This window comes from Massilimicrobiota sp. mt181 (assembly GCF_055420065.1).
This window is the reverse complement of the sequence record NZ_JBVAYN010000019.1, coordinates 1-17,849: the sequence shown is the minus strand read 5'-3', so window position 1 is coordinate 17,849 and position 17,849 is coordinate 1. Positions and strand designations below refer to the sequence as shown.

Here is a 17,849-nt window from a genome sequence, read left to right as displayed (position 1 = left end):
AGTGAGCTATGTGAATGAAAGAGATGTTCAACTGGAATCAAGAAAAATCTTTGTCTTCATCTTGCTCCTTTTTTGTCTTTTAGGCTTATTTTTTAAAACAATAGCATATCCCTTGGGAGTGATAATAGGATATATTGTCTGCTATATAAATTTTATGTTAACAATAAAATTTAGTCATACAATTTTACAGGAAGGACATCAAGTTATACTCATTATTCTTATGTTTATGCTTAAACTCATTTTGATGATCATAGGCTTTATGGTGGCTGTAATATGGAAAGAATATGTACATCTTTTGGGTGTATTTCTTGGATATCTGATAACTCCTATAACGATTTATTGGTTAAATATAAAAAAGAGAAAGGAGATGAGATAGATGCATATAGTGATTCAAACAGAATTAATATTTTCTTTAATCATTATGGCCATGTTAGCAGTCTTTTTTATTTATGCAGGAAGAAAGATTGCTGTTGCAGATGCGACCAAAAGACCTAAAGGATTGGTTTTGGTCGTTGAAACTGGTGTAGAAATGATTTATAACTATTTGAAATCTATTATGCCAAGTCATTTTGAAAAGAATTACTATCCTTATTTTGCAATGTTATTTTGCTATTTGGTTGTAGCCAATATTAGTGGTCTCATTGGTTTTGATGCACCAACGTCCAATTATTCAATTACTTTATCAATGACAATCATTACGTTTGTTTTGATTCAGTTTAATGCGATTAGAAAAAAAGGAATTAAAGAATATATTAAAGGTAATGTTTGGCCACCAACGAATATTTTTGGAACAATAGCTCCCTTAATTTCGTTATCTTTCCGTATTTTTGGTAATATTTTAAGTGGTAGCATTTTAATGTCGTTGCTTTATCAATTTACAGCTTGGTTATCAGGTTTGATTATTCCAACAACAATCAACTTTTTAGGACCAGTGATTGCACCAGTGTTCCATATTTATTTTGATTTATTTGCTGGGGTTATCCAGACATTAGTGTTTGTAACAATTTCATCTATATTGATTATGATGGAAAATGAAGATTGATCTTAACTATAAGTATAGTTTTGATAAATAAAAATAATGGAGGTAAATAAAATATGACAGATTTAGGTTTAGTTGCAATTGCTGCTGGAATTGCAGTATGTGCAGGTTTAGGTACAGGTATTGGAGAAGGAATTGCTGCAAGTAAAGCAGTTGAAGCTGTAGGTAGAAATCCTGAAGCCGAAGGAAAAATAAGAACAATGATGATTTTAGGTATCGCTTTAACAGAAACAGTCGCTATTTATGGATTATTAATTGCAATTATTTTAATTTTCGTATTCCCAACTATGTATTTATAAAAAGGATGAACTTTTTATAAGAAGGGAGGCATACAATGAGTATTGATGTTGCAGGAAAATTGTTTCCTAATCTTGCGACCATAGTGATTCAATTGTTATCTACAGGTGTATTATTGATTATTTTTAAAAAGTTCTTTTGGATTCCAGTTCAAAAGTATTTTCAAAAACGTGCAGATTTTATTGAGTCACAGATTCAGGATGCAAAAACATCTCAAGAAAAAGCAAAGCAGTTGATGCTGGAAAGTGAAGAACAGGCTAGGCAATCAGCAAAGGAATATCATGATATCATAGAAAAAGCTAAGAGTGATGCTTTGAAACTGCATGATGACATGATTGCGAAAGCCAAAGAAGAAGCTGTTCGTAAATTAGAACAGGCAGAAAGAGAAATTGAAGTGGAAAAACAACAGGCTAGAGAAGATATGAAGAAAGAAATGGTTAATATTGCTATTGAGGCAGCAACAAAAGTCATGAGTAAAGAAATGGATTCTAAGGAAAATCAACAGATGGTTGAAGAATTTGTTGATCAGGTTGTTCATTAATGGATACAATTGCCAAAAGATATGCTGAAGCTTTATTTGCTTTGGCTAAAGAAGAAAATGCTGTCAAGCAATATCAAAAAGATATGGAAAAGGTTGAGGAAATTTTTCAAGATTCTACAATCCTTCAATTTTTTAGTCATGTTGCCATTCATGATGAAGATAAATATCAGGTATTAGATCAGTGTTTGAAAGGACAGATTGAAACTTATGTCTATCAGTTTCTTTTGTTATTGATTAAAAAAAGAAGAATCAGATGTATTCTTTTGATTTGTCATCAATTTCAACATTTATGTTATGAATATTTAGGTATACAAATAGGAAAAGTATGGACGGCTTTTGAACTTTCTCAAGATGAACTTAAGAAAATTGAGGAAGCTATATCTACTAAAACAAAGAAGAAAGTCTTATTAAAACAAATGATAGATACAACTTTAATTGGTGGAATTAAAGTTGAGATTGATAACCATATTTATGATAATTCTCTTTCTTATAAAATGGGATTATTGAAACAGGAATTATTGAGAAAGTAGGTGACAATGTGGATTTAAGACCAGATGAGATTAGTGCATTAATTAAAGAACAAATCAAGCATTTTGCAGATCAAATTGAATCTAAAGATGTAGGAACAGTCATGACAGTTGGAGATGGTGTTACACTTATTCATGGACTCGATAATGCAATGTTAGGTGAATTGTTATTGTTCCCAGGTGATGTCTATGGAATGGTTATGAACCTTGAAGAAGATGCTGTAGGAGCTGTTTTGCTTGGTGATGAGGGAACAATTAAAGAAGGAGACGAAGTCAAAAAGACAGGAAGAATTATTGAAGTTCCGGTTGGTGATGGTTTATTAGGACGTGTTGTCAATCCATTAGGACAACCTATTGATGGACAAGGGGAAATTGTTTATCAGCATACACGTCCTATTGAAAAGATTGCACCTGGAGTTATGACGAGAAAATCTGTAGATCAGCCACTACAGACAGGAATTATATGTATTGATGCGATTATTCCAATTGGTAGAGGACAACGTGAATTGATTATTGGTGATCGTCAGACAGGAAAGACAGCGATTGCGATTGATACAATTTTAAATCAAAAAGGACAAAATATTTATTGTATCTATGTAGCGATTGGACAAAAGAATTCAACTGTTGCCCAAATTGTAGAAAAATTGCGTCAAGGTGGCGCTATGGAATATACAACTGTTGTGGATGCTGGAGCCAGTGAATTGGCACCAGTTCAATATATTGCACCATATGCAGGTTGTGCTATGGCTGAAGAATGGTTGGATGAAGGAAAAGATGTTTTGATTGTTTATGATGATTTATCTAAGCATGCCGTGGCTTATCGTACATTATCATTATTACTTAAAAGACCACCAGGAAGAGAAGCTTATCCTGGAGATGTTTTCTACTTACATTCAAGATTATTGGAAAGAGCTTGTCGTTTAAACGAAGAACATGGTGGGGGCTCTATTACAGCATTACCAATTATTGAAACACAAGCTGGAGATATTTCAGCATATATTCCAACAAATGTGATTTCTATTACAGATGGACAGATTTTCTTACAGCAGGATTTATTTAACTCAGGATTTAGACCTGCTATTGATACTGGATTATCAGTCAGTCGTGTAGGTTCATCAGCACAATTAAAGGCTATGAAACAAGTTTCAAGTTCATTAAAACTGGAATTAGCACAATATAGTGAAATGCAGGCTTTTGCTCAATTTGGTAGTGACCTTGATGCAACAACGCAGGCAACTTTAGATCATGGTGAAAAAGTACGTGAAATTCTCAAACAGCCTCAATATTCACCACGCAGTGTAGAAGAACAGGTTATTTCATTATTTGCCTTGAAATATGGATTCACAAAAACTATTCCAGTTTCCAAAGTGAAACAATTTGTTGATGAATTGTATCGTGAGATGGAAGCTAAACATCCAGAAATCATTGAAGACATTCATACACAAAAGAGTATTAGTGATGAATTAGCACAAAAAATGAAAGATGTTATGAAAGATTATGTTGCTGTTTTCTTAAGGATTCATAAGGAAGGTTAGTTGTTTATGGCAAGTGATATGCAGTCTATTAAAAGACGTATGAAATCTGTTGAATCTACAAAAAAGATAACAAAAGCTATGCAGTTAGTCGCAACATCTAAATTAAGAAAAGCGAGAAATCAGTTAACAGAATTAAAACCTTATTATAGTACAGTACAGGAAATTGTTGCTGAGATTTTAAGTGATAATCAAGGAATGGTTGATAATCCTTATTTAAAAGAAAATCATGATGGCAAGAAAGTTTATATTGTGGTCACTTCGAGTTTAGGATTATGTGGTGGATATAATGCCAATGTATTTAAGGTTATGATGGAAAATATTCATGCAGAAGATGAGGTTTATATGATTGGTCGTAAAGGAGCTAATTATTTAAATCATTATCAGATTTCTTGTCATTTAGATTATGTTGATTTAAATTCTACTTTAGATTTTAAAGATGTTATTCGTTTGGTAAGAGAATTAACACAACGTTATAAAAATCATAGTATTCAAAGCATTCAAATCATTTATACTCAATTTGTAAATAATTTAACATTTACACCAACTGTTGTTGATTTGTTACCTATACAGACAAATTTATTTGAGAATACTTCAACAACCAAAAAAGAAACATTGTTTGAGCCAGATCCTCAAACAGTATTAAATGATTTGATACCTATGTATTTACAATCTGTGATTTATGGTTATTTAGTAGAATCTGTAACGAGTGAAAATGCTTCTAGAAGAACATCAATGGAAAATGCTACAGATAATGCTGAAGAATTAATCGAAGAATTATTGTTAAAATATAATCAGGCTAGGCAAACAGCAATCACGAATGAAATTAGTGAGATTGTGGCTGGAGCCAATGCTCAATAAAGGAGGTGCAATATGGCAAATATAGGAAAGATTGTGCGTGCCGTTGGACCAGTTGTTGATATTGTATTTGATGCTGATCATTTACCAGCATTAAATACAGCTATTGAGATTGATAATCATGGTGAAATATTAACTGTTGAAGTTGCCCAACATATTGGTGATGATGTTGTTCGTTGTATTGCCATGGGATCAACTGATGGACTGACAAGAGGTTTGGAAGCTGTTGATACAGAAAATCCTATTTGTGTTCCAGTTGGAAATGAAACTTTAGGAAGAATGTTTAATGTATTAGGTCAGCCTATTGATGAAAAAGAAGAATTACCAGCAGATGTGAAAAAAATGCCTATTCATAGAAAAGCTCCAACATATGCACAACAAAGAACAGATACTGAAATTTTAGAAACAGGTATTAAAGTTATTGATTTGATTTGTCCATATATCAAAGGTGGAAAAATTGGCTTGTTTGGTGGAGCCGGTGTAGGAAAAACAGTTTTAATTCAAGAGTTGATTAATAATATTGCAACGCAACATGGAGGTTTATCTGTGTTTGCTGGAGTGGGAGAACGTTCTAGAGAAGGAAATGATCTCTATTATGAAATGAAAGAAAGTGGCGTTTTAGATAAAACAACACTTGTCTTTGGACAGATGAATGAACCACCAGGATCACGTTTAAGAGTCGCTTTAACAGGTTTAACAATGGCAGAATATTTTAGAGATGAACAAAAACAGGATGTCTTGTTGTTTATTGATAATATTTTCCGTTTTACACAAGCAGGTTCTGAGGTTTCTGCATTATTAGGACGTGTGCCTTCACAAGCAGGATATCAGCCAACACTTGCGACAGAAATGGGACAATTACAAGAGCGTATTACCTCTACTAAACAAGGTTCTATTACATCAGTACAGGCTGTTTATGTTCCAGCAGATGATTTAACAGACCCTGCACCAGCGACAACATTTGCGCATTTGGATGCAAGAGTTGTTTTGGAACGTTCTATTGCAGCATTAGGTATTTATCCAGCTGTTGATCCATTAAATTCATCATCAAGAGCATTAGATCCGCTCATCGTTGGTAAAGAACATTATGAAGTGGCTCATGGCGTTCAACAAATATTACAGAGATTCCAGGATTTACAGGATATCATTGCTATCTTAGGTATGGATGAATTAAGTGAAGAAGATAAAGTGACTGTTGCCAGAGCAAGACGTGTTCGTAATTATTTATCACAACCATTTACTGTTGCTTCACAATTTACAGGATTGGAAGGAAAATATGTTCGTGTAGAAGATACAATCAAAGGATTTAAGGAGATTCTTGAAGGAAAATGGGATCATCTTCCTGAACAGGCATTCCATAATGTAGGAACAATTGAAGAAGCAGTAGAAAAGGCGAAGTTGTTGACGAATGAAAACATTTAAATTGAAAATCATTACACCTAAAGGTGTTTATAGAGAAACAGATGTAGAAATTCTTAATATCAGATCAAGCGGAGGCCAAATGGGAATTCTAGCAAATCATATCCCATTGGTAAGTGGAATAGAAATTTCTGAAATGAACTATATTGATCAAAATAGTCAAAGACAATATTTTGCGATTGCAGGTGGTTTTGTTTATGTTGGAGAACAGGAAACTGTCATTATTGCGAATGCTATTGAATCTCCTGAAGAGATTGATTTACAACGTGCAGAAGCATCTAAACAAAGAGCCCAGCAACGTTTAAAAAATCCAGAAGATATTGATGTCTTACGTGCAGAAATTTCTCTTAAAAAAGCATTGGTGAGAATTCATGTGAAAACAACATATTAAAATAATGACCGCACTTAGTAGTGCGGTTTTCTCATTATAAAAAGTGAAGATCTTGAATGATTTTATTTTTTTGACTAGCAGGACCAATCACAAGTCCTTTTAATTCCATGTTCATGAGATGAGCAAATCTTGTAAAAAGATAAGTGATATGATTATGACATTCCTGACTTGGCATAGAACCTTGCGCAAAGACATAAAGTTTTTTTCCTTGAAGTTCCTGCGCTTGGGGTAACATGTATGTACGATCAATAAATGTTTTTAATAAGCCGCTGACTGTGTACCAATAGACAGGAGATCCTATCACAATTGTATCAGCTTTTTTGATTTCATTAAAAATATCTTTAATCTGATCATCTTCAAAGACTTGACCATATTGTGAAACCTTATAATCAACCATCTGCAAAACGTCATGTTCTTTATCTTTTAATAATGCTTCACCTATTTGATAAGTCTCTCCATTTTGATGAGGACTTCCATTGATAAATAATATTTTTTCCATATGTCTTCCTCCTTTGAATACATTTATTATAATATCCGGTAGTTACAACCGGTCAATGTTTTTTTACATTATCAAATAAATTTACTTTTATTTATTGAATTGGTATGATGAGTGTAGAGGAGGAATAACATATGAAAATCTTATTAGTTTGTTCTGCCGGGATGTCTACCAGCTTATTGGTTAATCGTATGAATGAAGCAGCACGAGAAAAGCAGTTGGATGTTGATATAGAAGCACATCCTATTGCTGATACACATCTTTATGGTCAAGATGCAGATGTTATCTTATTAGGTCCTCAAGTTCGTTTCCAGGAACAGCATATTCGATCAATGTTTGATAATAAACCGATCGCGGTTATTGATATGAAAGATTATGGAATGATGAATGGAAAAAAGGTACTTGAAGAAGCTATTGCATTATTAAAAAAAGAAGACTAAATCATATTGGTAAAAAATCAATATGATTTTTTTATAAAATGTTTTCAATATATGACAAAAGATGATAAAATGACAGAGATTATGAAGGATGTGATGATGTGGCAAAAAAAAGAAAATTAAAATTAAGAATAGATCGACTTATTATTGTGCTGATTGTTATTGGAGTTGTTGGTTTTGGACTCTATAGAGGCGCTTCATGGGTTGTGGGAACAATAAGTTCTTATTTTCAAAAAGAAGAAGAGCAGACACAAACAAATGAAGAAGAAACAGTAACAGAAAAAGAGTATATTGCAACTATTGTGATAGATCCAGGACATGGTGACTGGGATCCAGGTGCTAATGTGGGAGATGTCTTGGAAAAAAATATTACCTTAACAACTGCAAAAGCGATAGGTGATACTTTAGAAGAAGCTAATATTAAAGCTGTTTTTACAAGAGAGAGTGATATTTCTTTATCTAATAATAAGATAGAAGATTTAAAAAAGAGAGCAGCTATGAGTGCCGAAAACAATGCTGATTATTTTGTTTCTATTCATGTGAATTCATTTGAAGAATCAGATGATGTTTCAGGCTTTGAAATCTATACGAAGAATGATGAAAGTCAATCTTTAGCACAAAATATTGGATCAAGTATAGAAACATTCAATTATTCAAAAAACAGAGGTATTATAGATGGAGAAAGATCACTTCAGGTATTAAGAGATAATACAGTGCCATCTGTACTGCTAGAATTGGGATATATCAATAACGCCAATGATTATGCTTATTTAAGTGATGATCAAAAATTACAAAAATTGGGAGAAGCAATAGCACAAGGTATTATTAATGAAGTGAGTGCACATAATTCAGAAACAATAACACAAAATAATACAAATGAGTAAAAAAATCCACAAAAAGTTCAAATATTTTTGTTAAGATATGAAACGTGGAAAGGTGCAATATATGAAATTAAGATTAAAGAAAAATATAAAGAAAAGTTTATTGATATTTGCAGGTATTTTTATTGTTATTATCGTAGCATTTTCAGCTTTTAAAATGTTGAATAAGCCTCTCATTCAATTTAAAAAAGATTATGTCAAAGTAGAAATTAATGAAAGTATTGATCCCGCATCTTATATAGAAAAAATCAATGGAAAATATCAATTAAGTGATATTCAAATAGATTCTAGTCAAGTTGATATAAAAAAATTAGGTCAATATCAAATTAAATATACCCTAAAAGATAAAGAATATGATTTACCTGTTGAAGTTGTTGATACTCAAAAACCTGAATACAAAACAAAGAATTTAGATATTGATTTAGGTATGAAAGTAGATATATCGGATATTGTGTCAGATATTCAAGATCAAACAAAGACCAAAGCTTATTTTAAAAAAGATTATGATTTCAACAAAGAAGGAAATCAAAAGGTTTGGGTAGTTGTTGAAGATGAAGCAGGAAATAAGACTGAAAAAGAAGTTGAAGTCAATATTGTTAAGGATGAAGAAAAACCTGAGTTGACAGGATTACATGATTTGACTGTGAAAGTGAATGGAGAAGTTGATTATCTTTCTGGATTAACAGCAAAAGATAATCGTGATCCTGATCCTCAAATTGAAGTAGATTCCAGTCAAGTCGACTTATCAAAAGCTGGAACATATACTGTGAAATATACAGTGAAAGATAGAAGTGGAAATGAAAATGTCTTTTCAAGACAAATTAAAGTATTAAAGAAAGTTGTAACGAAAGCTGTTCCTTCTAGTGAAGAGAAAATTATATATTTAACTTTTGATGATGGACCATCAGAAAATACAAAGAAAATTATTGATATTTTAGATAAATACAATGTGAAAGCAACTTTCTTCGTAACTGGAAATGGTCAAAAATATAATAAATATATTAAAGAGGCTTACGAAAAAGGACATACGATAGGATTACATACATATAGTCATAATTACAAGGAAGTTTATTCATCAGTAGATGCTTATTTTGATGATTTAAATAAGATTGGACAGATGGTTAAAGAACAGATTGGTTTTGTTCCTAAGTATATTCGTTTTCCAGGAGGAAGTTCCAATACTAAATCAGCAAAATATTGTAAAGGTCTAATGACAACATTAGTCACTGAAGTTCAAAATAGAGGATATCAGTATTATGATTGGAATGCTGATTCAACAGATGCTGCTGGAAATAACAGACCTGTTTCTGTCATTGTGAAAAATGCAACCCAAAGTAAAGCGAAAAATATTAATTTATTAATGCATGATACAGCTGCGAAATCAACAACTGTAGAAGCTTTACCAAAAATTATAGAACATTATCAAAAATTAGGTTATACATTTAAAGGAATAGATGATACATCATTTACTCCACATCATGGGGTTAATAATTAAAGTCAGACATGATATTGTTTGACTTTTTTTCAATAAGATATTCTGTATTTTCTTGTTGGAATATGTTATTCTATGAAAAAGTAGGTGAAGATATGAAGAATTTTATGAATGAATTTAAGAAGTTTGCTTTACGTGGAAATATGCTGGATATGGCGATTGGGGTTATTATAGGGGGAGCTTTTACTGGCATTGTGACCTCTTTAACTGACAATTTTATTAACCCTATTTTAAATTTTGTCACTGGTGGAAAAATATATACATTACAGGATATTGCAAGTTTTGCTTCAGCATTTCTTTCGTCATTAGTGAATTTCTTTATTATGGCTTTTGTTTTATTTTGTATTATGAAGGCTGTTAATAAACTCATGAGTATTGGAAAAAAAGAGGATAATGTCATTCCTGATAAGAAAATTTGTCCGTTTTGTAAATCAGAAATTCATATTGATGCATCACGTTGTCCTCACTGTACATCACAATTAGAAGACTAAAAAAGCTGTCGGAATAAGCATTTCACTTATCCCTGACAGCTTTTATTCTCCACCAAAGATTTCAAGAATATCCATTAATGTAGAACTTTTCTTCTTTTTATGAGATTTTTCATAATCTTTAGAAGAGTATTGTTTTTGTTCTCCTGATGCTCTTTCAATAATTTTATCAAGTTCACCACGGTCTAGCCAAATTCCACGGCATTCAGGACAATAATCGATTTCAATACCATGCTTTTCAGCCATTAATAATGTAACATCTTTACATACGGGACATTTCATAATATTTCCTCCTTATGCTTATCTATATTATATGGTATAGATTGTATTTGAAATTTATATTAACAGTATGTTAAATTATTTAACGAACATTCTGATTAATTTATCCTTCAATGCATTATAAGGATAATAACGCATAGGTAAATCTATCCAAGTTGCTTTTTTTACGATACTTCTCATATGAGAGAAAGTTTCAAAACTCTTTTTACCATGATATGCGCCCATACCGCTATTACCAACACCACCAAAACCTAATTCACTTGTTGCAAGATGAATAATCGTATCATTAATACAACCACCACCAAAGCTACAATGTTTCAATAATTTCTTTTGAATGGCCTTATTGTTAGAAAAGATATAGAAAGCTAATGGTTTTTCTCTTTGATTAACAAAGTTTATAGCTTCATCAATGTTTTGATAAGTCAAAATAGGAAGAATAGGACCAAAGATTTCTTCTTGCATTAATGGATTGTTTCCATCAACATGATCAACAACCGTTGGTTCAATCTGTAAGGTTTCTGGATTTCCTTTTCCACCAATCACAATATCCTGATTTTCTAATAAATGTGATAATCTATCAAAGTGTTTTTGATTAATAATTTTAACAAGTTGAGGATTTTGTAAAGGTTGATCACCAAAGAATTCATGAATAGCATCTTTCATATATTGAATGAACTGATCTTTATATTTGTCTTTGATTAATAAATAATCAGGAGCCACACATGTCTGACCAGCGTTTAAAAACTTACCAAAAGCAATACGTTTGGCAGCCAATTTTAAACTCTTATCATCATCAACGATACAAGGACTTTTCCCACCTAATTCTAAAGTTACAGGTGTTAAATAACGACTCGCTTTTTCCATAACCAGTTTGCCAACATTCACACTACCTGTAAAGAAAATATAATCAAAACGTTGTTCCAAAAGTTCTGTATTCTCAGCTCTTCCACCTTCAACAACTGCCACATATCTTTCATCACAGCTTTCAGTTATCATTTGTTTAATCACATGTGAAACATTTGGAGCATAAGCACTCGGCTTGATAATTACAGTATTTCCAGCTGCAATAGCGCCAACTGCTGGTTCAATTGATAACATGAAAGGATAATTCCAAGGACTCATAATCAATGTCACACCATAAGGCTCATAAGATTCAAAGCTTGTTCCATAGAATTGAGAGATTGGCGTCCAGACATATTTATTACGACTCCATTTTTTAATATGTTTTAACTGATAGTTTAATTCACTTAAAACCAAGCCAATTTCACACATATAAGATTCGACAGCATCTTTATTCAAATCTTTTTTCAAGGCTTCAATAATACGATTTTGATGTTCTAAGATCCAAGTTCTCATCGCTTTTAAAGTCTGTATTCTATGGTTAATATCTTTGGTATATTGTGTATTGTAAAATTCACGTTGTGTTTTCACTAATTCTTTAATATCCATAATGACCCTCCAATATATTGATAATATCTTGTTTATTTGCATATTTGTTATTGACTATTAAAGCTCCATCATTTAAAGCTTTTTCAGCCACTTCATTGATATGTTCAGATAAATTTTCAACACTTCCCAGTGATACAGGAAGATTTGTCTTTTCATGTAAAGTCTGTAATAAACTCGCAATATAATCAATCGCTTTTTGACCTAGCTGTTCTTTTGGTGTTTGGCTATAAAGTTCTTTTTGTCCAAGATATAATAATACATCCCCATATAAGTCTTTATTCACTTCCAGATTATAACGCATACAAGGGATAAGCAGCATACTCATCGCATCTCCATGAGCAATATGACAGACAGCCCCTAAAGCATGGCCAATCGCATGAACAATACCAACCATTGAATTCGAAAAGGCACATCCAGCTTCATAAGAAGCTAACGCAAGATTTAATCGAATGTTTTCATCTTTGGGATTGTCTATGACTTTTAAAATATTTTGTGAAATGGTTTGTATCGCTAAGATAGCATAAGCATCACTGATTGGATTTTTCTGTGAACATGTATAAGCTTCGATGGCATGTGTTAAAGCATCAATACCTGTAGAAGCTGTTGTTTTTAATGGAAGATTTTGTGTAAGAACAGGATCAAGGAAAGCAACATGACTTTGAATATGCTGTGAAATGATTTCAAGTTTGACTTGCTTTTCAGGATGACTGACCACAGCGACACATGTAGCTTCACTACCAGTTCCACTTGTTGTTGGAATGGCAAAGAATGGAACATCTTTACCGAGCTTTAAATCTTCAAAACCTAAAATATCTTCAATCGATTCACATTCCTGTGATAACATCAAATAAACACCCTTAGCTGTATCTAAAACACTTCCACCACCTAAAGCAATCAATCCATCACAATTTTCTTTGATATAAAAATCTTTAATATCTTCAATCGTATGAATAGAAGAATCAACAGGAATATCAGTATATAGACTATATTCTAATGATAAATGTTTTGTCAGGATATCAACATATTTGAGTTGATATAAAACATGGTCTGTTAAAATCAGAGGATGTTTCATATGATATTGCTGACACTCGTATTCTAATTGACTTAAAGCATTCTTACCTGCACATACCTTTGTTTTATTGACAAATTCAAAATACATAATGATCCCTCCTAAGCAAATAAAGCTTTTATATAAATCAATAAAGTTGGTTTATACTTCTTTTCCTGATGATTTAAAATACGTTTTGTCATAAAACGAGGGAAAAGATAAGTTTCTACCAAATCAACACATCTAACAAATCTCATACTTTCAAAAACATCTCCTCTTAAAGAAAAACGATGTTCTAAATAAGCACTTTTGACACTCATCATACCTGTAAAGACAAGCAATGCTGTTTGAATACTTTTAAAGGTAATACAAATATCAGGTTTTACATTTTTGACTTTATGCAATCCTTTTTGATATGTGTATTTAATCGTTATTGAAGGTCCATGTATGACTTGTAATGTTAAAACTTTATCTTGTTTCCATCCATCTAATTCCTCTTTCATACGTGGATCATCATGATAAAGAACTTTCATACCACGATATAAAAACTGCATCACAATCCAAATAATCAGCTTTTTCATATGCATTCACTCCTTAGTTTTATTATAACATTATTTTATAAAGAGAGTAAAAATACACAACCATTCCATAATATTTTGTTATCTTTAAAAAGGAGGTCAAGACCATGGAAACAAAAAAATCTAAAATCATTATTCTTTTAATATGTTTGCTTATTTTTTTTGCAGGTATATTTATAGGTTATAGTCTCAAATCAAACGATTATCATAAGACTATCCAATATGGAGACTATGTAACTTTTTTATTAGAAAATAGTCACTCTACAATAAGTTTAGATTTAAAAAATCAAAAATATTTTTATAGTGATAATGGAACAAAATCTACAGAAGGCAACTTGAAAGAATTAGATAATTATATCTATAAATTTGATACAGGTCATCTAAAGAATGGTTATATTATTTTAACAGCAGTGACAGATAGTCAAACTGTATATATAAATTTGAATAATGAGAGTGTTACTGTATGTCAATATGTGAATGATCAACTGACTCTTATTGGTGGCTAGTTGATTATAAACTCTTTAATTCATCTAAAGTTAATCCTTTTACTAAAATAAAATTGCTATCTTCAGCAAGAATATAAGGTTGTAATGTCTTTAAAGCCGTAAAATAATCCATATCACCAATCATAGAATCATTTGTCGTACTAATCAGTGTTAATCTCCATTGTGATATATTTTGTCCTTCAACTTGAAAATGTAATTGAGGTTGTTTCATTAACATTGTTTTCGTGCCTTCTGTTAAACTCATTGCACCAAATACACTTCCATCAGATTGCTTATAAAAATGAGGCGTGGCTTTATAAGCATCATCCCAATTAACAGTCTTTTTCTTTTTCTTAAATAAACCCATAAAATCAGTCCTTTCTATTCTTGTTAATTTTATTATATCATTATCACTGTGAGAAAATCATTTTTTTTCGTTTATATCAAAAGAGAATCGTTATTTTGTTATGAAACTTTATTGACTTTAAAAAAAATATTTGATAATGTTTAAGAGTATCAAAAAGGCTAAGAACAGCAGAGATTAAAAGGGCGTTGTAGAGAACTGATGGTTGGTGCAAATCAGGACATAACTTTTATGAAGATGGGCTGGGAGCTGTTATCTTGAATAGTGAGAGATAAACGTTAACTGCGTTAAAGTTTTGAGGGTATATCGAAAGATATAAAAAAAGGTGGTACCGCGTATAATACGTCCTTTTATAAGGACGTTTTTTTATTTTGAAGGAGGAGAAATGATGAAAGATCCAAAAGATTATTATTTAACAACGGCAATTACTTATACTTCAGGAAAACCTCATATCGGTAATACATATGAAATTATTTTAGCTGATGCTATCGCAAGAAGTAAAAGACAGGAAGGGTACAATGTTTATTTTCAGACTGGAACTGATGAACATGGACAAAAGATTGAATTAAAAGCTCAAGAAGCAGGAATTCCACCTAAACAGTTTGTTGATGAAAAAGCAGCTGTTGTCAAAGAAATTTGGGATATGATGGATACAACATATGATCGTTTCATGAGAACAACAGATGAATATCATGTGAAACAAGTTCAAAAAATCTTTAAGAAATTATATGATCAGGGAGATATTTATCTAGGACATTATGAAGGTAAATATTGTACAGCATGTGAGTCATTCTTTACTGAATCTCAATTAGTTGACGGAAAATGTCCTGATTGTGGTGGTGAAGTTCATGATGCCAAAGAAGAAGCTTATTTCTTTAAATTATCTAAATATGCAGATCGTTTAATCAAACATATTGAAGATCATCCTGAATTTATTCAACCTGTTTCAAGAAAGAATGAAATGATGAATAACTTCTTAAAACCAGGTTTACAGGATTTATGTGTTTCACGTACTTCATTCAAATGGTCTATCCCTGTAGATTTTGATCCTAAACATGTGGTTTATGTATGGATTGATGCCTTAACAAACTATATTACAGGGCTAGGTTATGATGTTGATGGAAATCATGGTGAATTATTTAAGAAATATTGGCCAGCAGACTTACATTTAATTGGTAAAGATATTGTCAGATTCCATACGATTTATTGGCCTATTATGTTGATGGCTTTAGATTTACCATTACCAAAACAAGTTTTTGGACATCCTTGGTTATTACAAGGTGAAAGTAAAATGTCTAAATCTAAAGGAAATGTGATTTATGCTGATGATCTCGTTAATATCTTTGGTGTAGATGCTGTTAGATATTATGTTTTACATGAAATTCCTTATGATAATGATGGAAGTATTACATGGGATTTATTAGTTGAACGTATTAATTCAGATTTAGCTAATATTTTAGGTAACTTAGTCAATAGAACAATTGCCATGACAAATAAATACTTTGATGGCATTATAACAAATCCACAAGTGAATGAACCTGTTGATGATGAGTTAAAAGAAATAGCTTTGGCTATGCCAAAGAAAGTTCAAGCTTATATGGATGAATTTAAAGCATCTAAAGCATTAGATGAAATCTTTGTCTTACTTAGAAGAACAAATAAATATATTGATGATACAATGCCTTGGGCACTGGCAAAAGATGAAAGCAAAAAAGATCGTCTAGCAACAGTTCTTTATAACTTAATTGAAGCTATTCGTTTTGCAGCTATTGCTTTAGAACCATATATGCCATCAACATCTACAAAGATTTTAGATCAAATCAATACAGATCAAAGAAATTTCTTAGATTTAAATACTTTTGGTTTATATCAAGAAGGAACAAAAGTGACTGAAAAACCACAACAGTTATTTGCAAGATTAGATCCTAAAGAAGTAGAAAAGAAAGTTGAAGCTTTATATCCTCAAAAAGAAGAAAAACATGAAGATGAAAATCAAATTACAATTGATGATTTTGCGAAAATTGAACTTGTTGTTGGAACAGTAGAAAAATGTGAAAAGCATCCAGATGCTGATAAACTGTTAGTTTCTCAGATTAATATTGGTAAAGAAACAAGACAGATTGTCAGTGGTATTGCAGATTTCTATACACCAGAAGAGATGGTTGGAAAGAAAGTTATTGTTGTATCTAACTTAAAACCTGCTAAATTAAGAGGTGTTGAATCACAAGGTATGATTCTTGCTGGATCTAAGAAAAAAATGTTGGAACTTGTATCTGTAGATAATTTACCAAATGGAACAAAAATAAGATAAAGAAAAGGACCTTAGATTGAATGAATTCTAAGGTCTATTTTTTAAATAGAAAACGATAAGATTTTATATTTCTGATTAATTTATATAAAGAAATAGAATAGATAAAGAATAGGGCAAGAATAATGAATGTATTGACAAGAATATATTGAAAATAAGTCATGGGGAGAAGATAATCACTTAAAAATTGTGAGTTAATAACAAAAATAGATAGAGAAACAATTGTAAAAAGATTAATTAAAAAATTATATTTTAAATATTTTTTTGTATATATCTTTTTTGTCATATCTATGAAGTAATCAAAAATGATGATCATAATAAATGGTTGAAAGAAATAAGTCATCATATGAATCATTTGATATGATTCATGTTGTATTTGAATAATCATATCACTAGAGAAGAAGATACCATAACATATAAAGAAAATAATGAAAATAATCATAAATATTGTTTCAATAGTGTGGTTAGGATAATGAGAAGGATGAGGAAGAGTATCGAGAGTCTGAAGATTCCATTTTAAATCAATATCCTGAGATATAGGATGTTTATAATCAAATATGGATAAAACGATGATAGCAATCGCCACAATACCAATCATTGTGATAATGGGATAAGATAAAAGAGCAGTGAGAATAGAAGATGTATTCATTGAAGTGATAACGCGGTTATCTGCTTGAAAGGGAAGACAGGAAAACTGTTCTAAATAATAGAGTGTTGATAAAAAAAGATAGATACCAGAAATAAGAAAGACAAATTTTTCTATTGAATTGACAATTTTAGGATTAAATCGATGAGAAAATATAGGACGATAACCATAAGTATAGGCAACACTCAATGGATGACCATAACTGACGAGCAAATCTTCCATATCTTCATATTGGTGAGCTGATTGACTGATCTGCTGTTTTAAATCAGAGTAAACATATTGTCTTTTTCTGGC

22 protein-coding genes and 1 other annotated feature are annotated in these 17,849 nt (G+C 31.3%); of the genes, 15 read left to right on the top strand and 7 right to left on the bottom strand.

Features of this window, described 5'->3' with window-relative positions:
• Positions 1 to 10 precede the first annotated feature (10 nt).
• From ACZYT4_RS10510 to atpC, 9 genes are read left to right on the top strand one after another with little or no spacing between them, the layout of a single operon-like run.
• Complete coding sequence (locus ACZYT4_RS10510) at positions 11 to 376, top strand: ATP synthase subunit I (RefSeq protein WP_463785461.1); 366 nt, start codon at positions 11 to 13, stop codon at positions 374 to 376.
• Positions 377 to 1,042, top strand: coding sequence for a F0F1 ATP synthase subunit A (locus ACZYT4_RS10505; protein WP_463785458.1), 666 nt, complete (start codon positions 377 to 379; stop codon positions 1,040 to 1,042).
• A gap of 53 nt (positions 1,043 to 1,095) precedes the next feature.
• Positions 1,096 to 1,338 carry an ATP synthase F0 subunit C gene (gene atpE / locus ACZYT4_RS10500; RefSeq protein ID WP_463785456.1) on the top strand — a complete coding sequence of 81 codons (243 nt, stop codon included), beginning with the start codon at positions 1,096 to 1,098 and terminating at the stop codon, positions 1,336 to 1,338.
• 35 nt (positions 1,339 to 1,373) lie between these two features.
• Entirely contained in the window at positions 1,374 to 1,877 is a 504-nt protein-coding gene (gene atpF / locus ACZYT4_RS10495) for a F0F1 ATP synthase subunit B (RefSeq protein ID WP_463785454.1), read from the top strand.
• A complete protein-coding gene (locus ACZYT4_RS10490; RefSeq protein WP_463785452.1) occupies positions 1,877 to 2,407 on the top strand; it encodes a F0F1 ATP synthase subunit delta in 531 nt (176 codons plus the stop codon). Before atpF ends, ACZYT4_RS10490 begins: the two co-directional genes overlap by 1 nt.
• Positions 2,408 to 2,415: 8 nt before the next feature.
• The gene (gene atpA, locus ACZYT4_RS10485) at positions 2,416 to 3,939 is read left to right on the top strand and encodes a F0F1 ATP synthase subunit alpha (RefSeq protein ID WP_463785450.1); all 1,524 of its coding nucleotides are present in this window, start codon (positions 2,416 to 2,418) and stop codon (positions 3,937 to 3,939) included.
• 6 nt (positions 3,940 to 3,945) lie between these two features.
• A complete protein-coding gene (atpG, locus tag ACZYT4_RS10480; RefSeq protein WP_463785446.1) occupies positions 3,946 to 4,797 on the top strand; it encodes an ATP synthase F1 subunit gamma in 852 nt (283 codons plus the stop codon).
• A gap of 12 nt (positions 4,798 to 4,809) precedes the next feature.
• Entirely contained in the window at positions 4,810 to 6,216 is a 1,407-nt protein-coding gene (gene atpD / locus ACZYT4_RS10475; protein WP_463785443.1) for a F0F1 ATP synthase subunit beta, read from the top strand.
• A complete protein-coding gene (gene atpC, locus ACZYT4_RS10470) occupies positions 6,203 to 6,604 on the top strand; it encodes an ATP synthase F1 subunit epsilon (RefSeq protein ID WP_463785441.1) in 402 nt (133 codons plus the stop codon). The genes atpD and atpC overlap by 14 nt, the downstream gene beginning before the upstream one ends.
• A gap of 34 nt (positions 6,605 to 6,638) precedes the next feature.
• On the opposite strand, the gene ACZYT4_RS10465 is transcribed toward atpC, so the two are convergent.
• Positions 6,639 to 7,103, bottom strand: coding sequence for a flavodoxin family protein (locus ACZYT4_RS10465; protein WP_463785438.1), 465 nt, complete (start codon positions 7,101 to 7,103; stop codon positions 6,639 to 6,641).
• A gap of 131 nt (positions 7,104 to 7,234) precedes the next feature.
• On the opposite strand from ACZYT4_RS10465, the gene ACZYT4_RS10460 reads away from it, so the two are divergent.
• The 4 genes from ACZYT4_RS10460 (at position 7,235) to mscL (ending at position 10,401) form a co-directional block, all read left to right on the top strand.
• Positions 7,235 to 7,540: a PTS sugar transporter subunit IIB gene (locus tag ACZYT4_RS10460; protein WP_463785436.1), complete on the top strand. Its 306-nt coding sequence runs from the start codon at positions 7,235 to 7,237 to the stop codon at positions 7,538 to 7,540.
• Positions 7,541 to 7,638: 98 nt separating this feature from the next.
• Entirely contained in the window at positions 7,639 to 8,421 is a 783-nt protein-coding gene (locus ACZYT4_RS10455; RefSeq protein WP_463785434.1) for an N-acetylmuramoyl-L-alanine amidase family protein, read from the top strand.
• A gap of 61 nt (positions 8,422 to 8,482) precedes the next feature.
• Positions 8,483 to 9,913, top strand: coding sequence for a polysaccharide deacetylase family protein (locus tag ACZYT4_RS10450; protein ID WP_463785432.1), 1,431 nt, complete (start codon positions 8,483 to 8,485; stop codon positions 9,911 to 9,913).
• A 92-nt stretch (positions 9,914 to 10,005) separates the two neighbouring features.
• Complete coding sequence (gene mscL, locus ACZYT4_RS10445) at positions 10,006 to 10,401, top strand: large conductance mechanosensitive channel protein MscL (protein ID WP_463785430.1); 396 nt, start codon at positions 10,006 to 10,008, stop codon at positions 10,399 to 10,401.
• 42 nt (positions 10,402 to 10,443) lie between these two features.
• Here the strand turns inward: mscL and ACZYT4_RS10440 are convergent, their stop codons facing one another.
• The 4 genes from ACZYT4_RS10440 to ACZYT4_RS10425 all read right to left on the bottom strand — a co-directional run bounded on the left by ACZYT4_RS10440 (position 10,444) and on the right by ACZYT4_RS10425 (position 13,755).
• Positions 10,444 to 10,680, bottom strand: a complete 237-nt coding sequence (locus tag ACZYT4_RS10440) for a TFIIB-type zinc ribbon-containing protein (RefSeq protein ID WP_463785427.1) — start codon at positions 10,678 to 10,680, stop codon at positions 10,444 to 10,446.
• Between the two features lie 75 nt (positions 10,681 to 10,755).
• Positions 10,756 to 12,126 (bottom strand): aldehyde dehydrogenase, encoded by a 1,371-nt coding sequence (locus ACZYT4_RS10435; protein ID WP_463785426.1) that lies wholly within the window; start codon positions 12,124 to 12,126, stop codon positions 10,756 to 10,758.
• Positions 12,116 to 13,285 (bottom strand): iron-containing alcohol dehydrogenase, encoded by a 1,170-nt coding sequence (locus ACZYT4_RS10430; protein ID WP_463785424.1) that lies wholly within the window; start codon positions 13,283 to 13,285, stop codon positions 12,116 to 12,118. Before ACZYT4_RS10430 ends, ACZYT4_RS10435 begins: the two co-directional genes overlap by 11 nt.
• 11 nt (positions 13,286 to 13,296) lie before the next feature.
• Positions 13,297 to 13,755 carry a hypothetical protein gene (locus ACZYT4_RS10425; protein ID WP_463785422.1) on the bottom strand — a complete coding sequence of 153 codons (459 nt, stop codon included), beginning with the start codon at positions 13,753 to 13,755 and terminating at the stop codon, positions 13,297 to 13,299.
• 104 nt (positions 13,756 to 13,859) lie between these two features.
• Here ACZYT4_RS10425 and ACZYT4_RS10420 point away from each other — a divergent pair, with 104 nt between their 5' ends.
• Positions 13,860 to 14,258, top strand: coding sequence for a hypothetical protein (locus ACZYT4_RS10420; protein WP_463785420.1), 399 nt, complete (start codon positions 13,860 to 13,862; stop codon positions 14,256 to 14,258).
• Positions 14,259 to 14,262: 4 nt separating this feature from the next.
• Here the strand turns inward: ACZYT4_RS10420 and ACZYT4_RS10415 are convergent, their stop codons facing one another.
• Positions 14,263 to 14,604 carry a DUF4299 family protein gene (locus ACZYT4_RS10415; RefSeq protein WP_463785418.1) on the bottom strand — a complete coding sequence of 114 codons (342 nt, stop codon included), beginning with the start codon at positions 14,602 to 14,604 and terminating at the stop codon, positions 14,263 to 14,265.
• Between the two features lie 151 nt (positions 14,605 to 14,755).
• Positions 14,756 to 14,954 (top strand) — a binding site (T-box leader).
• Between the two features lie 35 nt (positions 14,955 to 14,989).
• On the opposite strand from ACZYT4_RS10415, the gene metG reads away from it, so the two are divergent.
• Complete coding sequence (gene metG, locus ACZYT4_RS10410; RefSeq protein WP_463785416.1) at positions 14,990 to 16,912, top strand: methionine--tRNA ligase; 1,923 nt, start codon at positions 14,990 to 14,992, stop codon at positions 16,910 to 16,912.
• A gap of 34 nt (positions 16,913 to 16,946) precedes the next feature.
• Here the strand turns inward: metG and ACZYT4_RS10405 are convergent.
• A partial coding sequence (locus ACZYT4_RS10405; protein WP_463785414.1) for a hypothetical protein occupies positions 16,947 to 17,849 on the bottom strand: 903 nt, incomplete at its 5' end.